Source organism: Acidobacteriota bacterium, from assembly GCA_030949985.1.
Taxonomy (GTDB): Bacteria; Acidobacteriota; Polarisedimenticolia; order J045; family J045; genus JALTMS01.
Map to the genome: position 1 here is coordinate 1 of JAUZRX010000130.1, position 1,232 is coordinate 1,232.

1 protein-coding gene is annotated in these 1,232 nt (G+C 61.6%); it reads right to left on the minus strand.

The window, feature by feature from the left end; genetic code table 11:
* Positions 1–1,024: 1,024 nt before the first annotated feature.
* A partial coding sequence (locus Q9Q40_15630; protein ID MDQ7008652.1) for an integrase core domain-containing protein occupies positions 1,025–1,232 on the minus strand: 208 nt, incomplete at its 5' end.

The window sequence follows — 1,232 nt, forward strand, 5'->3', positions numbered from 1 at the left end:
CAAGCGTCCCAACGCCTCGCCGATCAGCGGCGGCGCGGCGCGCTGTCCACTGCATGCGGTTGTTGAACAGCGCCAGCAGGGACACTCGCACTCAAGGCCTCCTTGAGACATCGCCTCAGCGTTAGTTTCGCCTCCTTGAACTGCCTCGCCCGGTGGCCGTTTGCCCCCGATGGATGCGGAAATCTATACAGAATTCTACCGTCCGGGATGCTCCGTTCGATCTCCAGTATTTCCAAGACCTCGGCCACTCTCCTCCCGAGCGGGACGAACACTGCACCCTGGAGCTGACACAGCTCTGGCGCGAGAACCTCCCGAGCGTATCGCATCAGGAACGCGGAACGCAGGAGCGGAGGCCGACTGCCTGTATAGTTCCGGGAGCCGAGGAACGTGGGGTACCGGACAACCGACGTGGTGTGCAGCAGATGGGACGCGGGACCAAAGAGGTCGGCTGCGGATGAGAGCCGAAGGAGTTTGCCTATTTCGAGTTCGTCAAGCATCCGCACGAGATTCCCCCGCATGGTTCCACCAAAACTGGCTTCGTATTTGGCCAACCTGCAGGCGTCTTCCGTGCTCGCACCCGCCAGCAGATTCACCCGCACAGCACGGTAGACGATCTGCATCTGGGTGAAGCCCGGTGTAACGCCAATCAGGGCCACACGCGCACCACGGTTGACCCAGTCGAAAGGAGCGTCGTACACCACCAAAACCCTCGTGGGGGTCCTCGGCGAGCCTTACTGCGGCGACGAGAAGATCCTCCCGAGTGTACTCACGGCGCTCCGGAAGGGACCGAATAAACGCGGCCAGACGATCAGATAGCAGCACGTCTCTCACGCGCCTCTCGTTCCACTGAGGTGGACCCCAATCGTTGGACAGTTCCCGGGGCGAGTTAAGGTGGATCCGAGAGGGAGTCCAGCAGCAGGCGCTTGCCCTGTGGGGAACCCGGAGCGTAGCGGAGAGTTATCCACAGGGCGAGCGCAAAGGGGGGGGTTGGGGGGGATTTCCACATGTGGATCGCGCTGGTTCATCATGCGTTTGCCCAAGCCAGTGAGGTGTACACCTCGTAGGGTGCTCGATCGCCGAGTCCCTGATATGGCCGCTCGTTGTTGTAGAACTCCAGGTAGTGGCCGATGCTGTCGGCGGCCTCGAAGCCGTCCCTGTACCCATGAAGGTAAACCTCCTCGTACTTGAGGGAACGCCAGAGCCGTTCGATGAACACGTTGTCGAGGGCCCGC